This window comes from Pseudomonas emilianonis (assembly GCF_023072625.1).
GTDB classification, from domain to species: domain Bacteria; phylum Pseudomonadota; class Gammaproteobacteria; order Pseudomonadales; family Pseudomonadaceae; genus Aquipseudomonas; species Aquipseudomonas paraveronii.
On sequence record NZ_JAKNRV010000350.1, the window covers coordinates 1 to 5,175 of the forward strand.

General features: G+C 60.8%; 7 protein-coding genes and 1 pseudogene. 3 read left to right on the plus strand and 5 right to left on the minus strand.

The window, feature by feature from the left end; genetic code table 11:
• Positions 1-380 (plus strand): methyl-accepting chemotaxis protein (locus L9Z73_RS24730; RefSeq protein WP_247406667.1); only part of this gene is annotated, 380 nt, incomplete at its 5' end.
• Positions 381-386: 6 nt separating this feature from the next.
• On the opposite strand, the gene yegQ is transcribed toward L9Z73_RS24730, so the two are convergent.
• Positions 387-1,709, minus strand: a complete 1,323-nt coding sequence (gene yegQ / locus L9Z73_RS24735; RefSeq protein WP_247406669.1) for a tRNA 5-hydroxyuridine modification protein YegQ — start codon at positions 1,707-1,709, stop codon at positions 387-389.
• A gap of 161 nt (positions 1,710-1,870) precedes the next feature.
• Between yegQ and L9Z73_RS24740 the strand changes: the two genes are divergently transcribed.
• Positions 1,871-2,938 (plus strand): AI-2E family transporter, encoded by a 1,068-nt coding sequence (locus tag L9Z73_RS24740; RefSeq protein ID WP_247406671.1) that lies wholly within the window; start codon positions 1,871-1,873, stop codon positions 2,936-2,938.
• 3 nt (positions 2,939-2,941) lie between these two features.
• Here the strand turns inward: L9Z73_RS24740 and L9Z73_RS24745 are convergent, their stop codons facing one another.
• The 3 genes from L9Z73_RS24745 to L9Z73_RS24755 form a co-directional block, all read right to left on the minus strand.
• A complete protein-coding gene (locus L9Z73_RS24745; RefSeq protein ID WP_247406673.1) occupies positions 2,942-3,115 on the minus strand; it encodes a hypothetical protein in 174 nt (57 codons plus the stop codon).
• Between the two features lie 91 nt (positions 3,116-3,206).
• Entirely contained in the window at positions 3,207-3,401 is a 195-nt protein-coding gene (locus L9Z73_RS24750) for a hypothetical protein (RefSeq protein WP_247406676.1), read from the minus strand.
• 245 nt (positions 3,402-3,646) lie between these two features.
• The gene (locus L9Z73_RS24755) at positions 3,647-4,003 is read right to left on the minus strand and encodes a hypothetical protein (protein WP_122538658.1); all 357 of its coding nucleotides are present in this window, start codon (positions 4,001-4,003) and stop codon (positions 3,647-3,649) included.
• 156 nt (positions 4,004-4,159) lie between these two features.
• Between L9Z73_RS24755 and L9Z73_RS24760 the strand changes: the two genes are divergently transcribed.
• Positions 4,160-4,978, plus strand: a complete 819-nt coding sequence (locus tag L9Z73_RS24760; protein WP_247406678.1) for a shikimate 5-dehydrogenase — start codon at positions 4,160-4,162, stop codon at positions 4,976-4,978.
• A 60-nt stretch (positions 4,979-5,038) separates the two neighbouring features.
• On the opposite strand, the pseudogene L9Z73_RS24765 reads toward L9Z73_RS24760, so the two are convergent.
• Positions 5,039-5,175: pseudogene (locus L9Z73_RS24765) on the minus strand (DUF480 domain-containing protein); the annotation flags it as partial.

Here is a 5,175-nt window from a genome sequence, read left to right on the forward strand (position 1 = left end):
TGGCCAGCCGCACCCAGACCAGCACCCAGGAAATCCAGGGCATGATCGACCGCCTGCAAAAAGGCACCGTAGCCGCTGTGGAGGCCATGCGCCGTTCCAGCGACGCCGGCGACGGCACCTCGGTCCAGGCCAACGAAGCCGGGGCGTCGTTGGACACCATCGCGCAGTTGATCGGCACCATCAACTCGATGAACGCGCAAATTGCCAGCGCCGCCGAAGAGCAGACCGCCGTGGCCGAAGAGATCAACCGCAGCGTGCATCAGATTGCCGTGGCGGTAGACAGCGTGGCCGATGAAACCCAGTTGGGGGCCCAGACGTCGCGCAGCCTGGCGGATCTCGGCCAGCGCTTGGGGCAACTGGTGGGCCAGTTCAGGATCTGAACCGGGCTACAAGACGTCGCGCATCAAGAGGCCGAAGCGCAGATCCATCTCCGCCGGCAAGGGCACATACACCGTGTGCCCATCCCCCGGCGCCACCTCGATGGCTTCGCCCTTGGCGTTGTGCAGTGTGGCCAGGTCGAAGTGAAAATTGCCGGCGGGGGTCATCAATTCCAGGTGATTGCCCAGCGCAAAACGGTTTTTCACCTTGACCTCGGCCAGCTCGCCCCGGCGCTCGCCGGTCAATTCCCCGACGAACTGCTGACGCTCCGACACCGAACTGCCGTTCTGGTAGTTCTGGTATTCGTCGTGTACATGGCGGCGCAGGAAACCTTCGGTGTAGCCGCGTTGCGCGAGTGACTCCAGGTTGGTCATCAGGCTGCGGTCAAACTCGCGACCCGCCACCGCATCATCGATGGCCTGGCGATACACCTGGGTGGTACGCGCGCAGTAGAAGTGGGACTTGGTACGGCCTTCGATCTTCAACGAATGCACACCCATACGCGTCAGGCGCTCCACATGCTGCACTGCGCGCAGGTCCTTGGCGTTCATGATGTAGGTGCCGTGCTCGTCTTCGAAGGCGGGCATCTGTTCATCCGGGCGGTTGGCTTCCTGCAACAGGAACACCTGATCGGTCGGTGCACCAATGCCCAGTGTGGGTTGCGGCCGGTATTGCTGGACGATATCGCCGGTGGCGTTTTCCACTGCCGGCGTGGCCTGGTATTTCCAGCGACAGGCGTTGGTGCAGGTGCCTTGGTTGGCGTCGCGCTTGTTCATATAGCCCGAGAGCAGGCAGCGCCCGGAATAGGCCATGCACAAGGCGCCGTGGACAAACACTTCCAGCTCCATGGCCGGCACCTGCTCACGGATTTCGCCGATCTCTTCCAGGGACAATTCCCGCGACAGAATCACCCGGCAGATCCCTTGCTGTTGCCAGAATTCCACACTGGCCCAGTTCACGGTATTGGCCTGCACCGACAAGTGGATGGGCATCATCGGGAAGTGGCGACGCACCAGCATGATCAGCCCCGGGTCGGACATGATCAGCGCATCCGGGCCCATGGCGATCACCGGGGCCAAGTCCTTGAGGAAGGTTTTCAGCTTGGCGTTGTGCGGCGCGATGTTGACCACCACGTAGAACCGCTTGCCCAGCGCATGGGCTTCCTCGATACCCAGGGCCAGGTTGGCGTGGTCGAATTCGTTGTTGCGCACGCGCAGGCTGTAGCGCGGCTGGCCGGCGTATACCGCATCGGCGCCATAGGCGAAGGCGTAGCGCATGTTTTTCAGGGTGCCAGCGGGGGCGAGCAGTTCGGGGGCAAGGACGAGAGACATGGGGAGTGGGACCCAAAAGGTCGCGAGCGTAGCCGAAGGCGTACAGGGACTTATTGATCCAGGTCTACGCTTGCTGCAACAAAGAGGGCACTCCCAGCGATTGCGACGGACTAAGCATTTGGACGCAAACGCGCGTCCGGCTTTTTTGACATGGATCGGACATGAATCAAACCAACCTGCAATTCAAAACGCTGCTGTTACTGCTGGCCCTGGTGACCGTCGCCTTTATCTGGATATTGCTGCCGTTTTACGGCGCGGTGTTCTGGGCAGTCATCCTGGGTATCATCTTTGCCCCGATGCAGCGGCGTCTGCAGGTGAAAGTCGGCTGGAACCGCAACCTGACTTCCCTGGCCACCCTGATGGTGTGCCTGGTGATTGCGATTCTGCCGGTGATCATCACCAGCGCCTTGCTGGTGCAGGAGGGGGCCACGCTGTACAAAAATGTCGAAAGCGGCAAGCTGGACGTGGCCGGGTATATCGAACAGTTCAAGAACTTCCTGCCACCTTACTTTCAGCACCTTCTGGACCGCTTCGGCATGGGCAACCTGGAAGGCCTGCGCGAGAAAATCGTCAAGAGCGCGATGCAGGGCAGCCAGTTCTTTGCCAGCCAGGCGTTCAGCTTTGGCCAGGGTACGTTCGATTTCCTGGTGAGCTTTTTCATCATGCTGTATCTGCTGTTTTTCCTGCTGCGTGACGGCCCGGAGCTGGTGCGTAAAGTCCGCACAGCGGTGCCGCTGGCCGAGCCGCAAAAGCGCCGTCTGCAACTCAAGTTCAACCGCGTGGTGCGCGCCACGGTCAAGGGCAACGTGCTGGTTGCCGTGACCCAAGGGGCGTTGGGCGGTTTGATCTTCTGGTTTCTGGACATTCCCAGCGCGTTGCTCTGGGCGGTGTTGATGGCGTTTCTCTCGCTGCTGCCGGCGGTGGGCGCAGGGATCGTGTGGGGGCCGGTGGCGGCATACTTCCTGTTGAGCGGGGCGATCTGGCAAGGCGTGGTGCTGGGCCTGTTCGGCGTATTCGTCATCGGCCTGGTGGATAACGTGCTGCGCCCGATTCTGGTGGGCAAGGACACCAAGATGCCGGACTACCTGATTCTGATCTCGACCCTGGGCGGCCTGTCGGTGTTCGGCCTGAACGGCTTTGTGATCGGGCCGCTGGTGGCGGCGTTGTTCATGTCCAGCTGGGCGCTATTTGTCGAAAGCAAGCCACGGGTCAAGTTGCCGTTGCCCTAGGCCTCAGGCGCGGAGCCTGAAGGTTGCCGCTTGTTGCTCGGCAGCCGATAACGAAGTGAGCGGGCCGCTGACGGGCTCGCCATCGTGCATCAGGTACCAGCAGGCGAGTACACCCAGCTTGCGCAGGGGGGCAGGAACGGCGCTGCCGATGACGGACATGATCTGAACAGTGGGCATAAGTACCTCCAATCGCTATGGGGGTCACCTTACGGGGTGCCAGCGTCGAGGAAAAATCACCCGGCTTGATAGTCGACATCAACGCCAGGCGTCACTCCACCACTTGGTCGAGCATGTTCACCACTTCCTGCTCATTGAGCAGGCCTTTGCGCACCAGGCTTTCGGCCAGCAGTGCGAGGAATTTTGCGTTGCGGTGGCCTTCCAGGTGCTTGAGTTCGGTCAGTGCGCTGTAGACCTTGCTGGACGTACAGAGTCCGGCAACGTGGTGTGGGTTTTGCGTGGGCATGGCCAGCCGTCCTTGTTGTTATCGGGTTCAGAGGTGGGATAGTGAAAGTGAGTCGTGACACAAACATGACAGCGCGAGACCCGGTCGGGCAAGTAGACTTTCGGCTTCAATGATGTGGGATTGAGGCGCGGCCATTGTCCTCATAGCGACCTTGGTGCGATCAAACCGGACGATTTGCAATAAACCACCATGCAAAAAAAGGCCCCGCGGGTGGGCGAGGCCTGTTCAGGCAGATCGATTCAAACTTACCAGCCGCGGCCATAGTAGCCGTGGGGAGGGCCGTAATAGCCACGCGGTGGGCCGTAATACACCGGCGCCGGGCGGTAATAGACCTGTTGTTGCACATACACCGGCGGTGGCGGTGCGTAGTACACCGGCGGTGGTGCGGCGTAAACCGGTTGCGGTTGCACATACACTGGCTGCTGCTGCACGTAGACCTCACGGGGTTGGCTGGCAACCACGGAGCCCACGACAGCGGCGCCGACTAACGCACCCAAGACGGCCGGACCACCCCATCCACCACCGTGGGCGGAGGCTTGGCCTGCCATAGCGAGTGCACCGATAAGCAAGGCGATCTTGGGGATTTTACGAATCATGGTCATTCCTCGGTTAGCCCCTGCGCTTGTGGCCTGCAATCAATTAGCTCAAGTAATGTCGCGGGGATACTTTTAAGACAACGTATTTCTGAAAAACAGCACGGCCGATAGGTAAAGGTTGTGTAAGGTCTGTACCGATTTGCTTACTTCAAGGAGTTACCCATGCAGATGCACCCCAACAAGGATACCCAACTGTGCATGTCACTGTCGGCGCGTCCCGGGAATTTCGGCCTGCGATTTCATAACCATTTGTATGAACAGCTGGGTCTGAACTTCTACTATAAAGCCTTCAGCAGCCAGGATTTAGCTGGCGCGATCGGCGGTATCCGGGCGTTGGGGATTCGCGGTTGCGGGGTGTCGATGCCGTTCAAGGAGGCCAGCATTGCCCTGGTGGACGAACTGGACAGCTCGGTCAAAGCCATCGCATCCCTCAACACCATCGTCAACACGGCCGGCCACCTCAAGGCCTACAACACCGACTACATCGCCATCGAGCAACTGCTGAAAACGCACGCAGTACCGACAGATTCGACCTTTGCCCTGCGCGGCAGCGGCGGCATGGCCAAGGCCGTGGCCAGTGCCCTGCGTGACGGCGGGTACGCCAATGGCGTGATCGTGGCGCGTAACGAAGCGGCGGGCAGGGCGCTGGCGCAGAGCCTGGGCTATCAATGGCAGGCGCAATTGGGCGATCTGCGCCCGCAGATGTTGATCAACGTGACGCCGATCGGCATGACCGGCGGGGCCGAGGCCGATCAGTTGGCTTTCGAGGCTGACGCTGTGGACCAGGCGCAGACGTTGTTCGATGTGGTGGCGATCCCGGCGGAAACGCCGTTGATCGTGCGTGGACGTGCCCAAGGCAAGCGTGTGATCACCGGGCTGGAAGTGATCGCGATCCAGGCTCTGGAGCAGTTTGTGTTGTACACCGGCGTGCGGCCGACCCAGGCGCAGTTCGAAAAAGCCGTCGCTTTTGCGCGAGGCTGAAGAACATTGCACATCAACTGTAGGAGCAGGCAGGCCGGCTCCTACAGGGTTTTGACCGTGTCAGGCCTGTTCCAGCTGTGCCAGCCGTTCTTCCAGCGCCGCAATCCGCGCTTCCAGCTCTTCGATGCGCTCGACTGAGACCCCGCCGGCCCCGCGCTCCACCGGGCTGCCGCGCGCCGCGATAATCGCCTCGATAT

Excerpts from the sequence above, each read along its gene's own strand:
- L9Z73_RS24740 (WP_247406671.1), top strand. The coding sequence starts at position 1,871 with ATGAATCAAACCAACCTGCAATTCAAAACGCTGCTGTTACTGCTGGCC.
- L9Z73_RS24750 (WP_247406676.1), bottom strand. The coding sequence starts at position 3,401 with ATGCCCACGCAAAACCCACACCACGTTGCCGGACTCTGTACGTCCAGC.
- L9Z73_RS24760 (WP_247406678.1), top strand. The coding sequence starts at position 4,160 with ATGCAGATGCACCCCAACAAGGATACCCAACTGTGCATGTCACTGTCG.
- L9Z73_RS24755 (WP_122538658.1), bottom strand. The coding sequence starts at position 4,003 with ATGACCATGATTCGTAAAATCCCCAAGATCGCCTTGCTTATCGGTGCA.
- yegQ (WP_247406669.1), bottom strand. The coding sequence starts at position 1,709 with ATGTCTCTCGTCCTTGCCCCCGAACTGCTCGCCCCCGCTGGCACCCTG.
- L9Z73_RS24745 (WP_247406673.1), bottom strand. The coding sequence starts at position 3,115 with ATGCCCACTGTTCAGATCATGTCCGTCATCGGCAGCGCCGTTCCTGCC.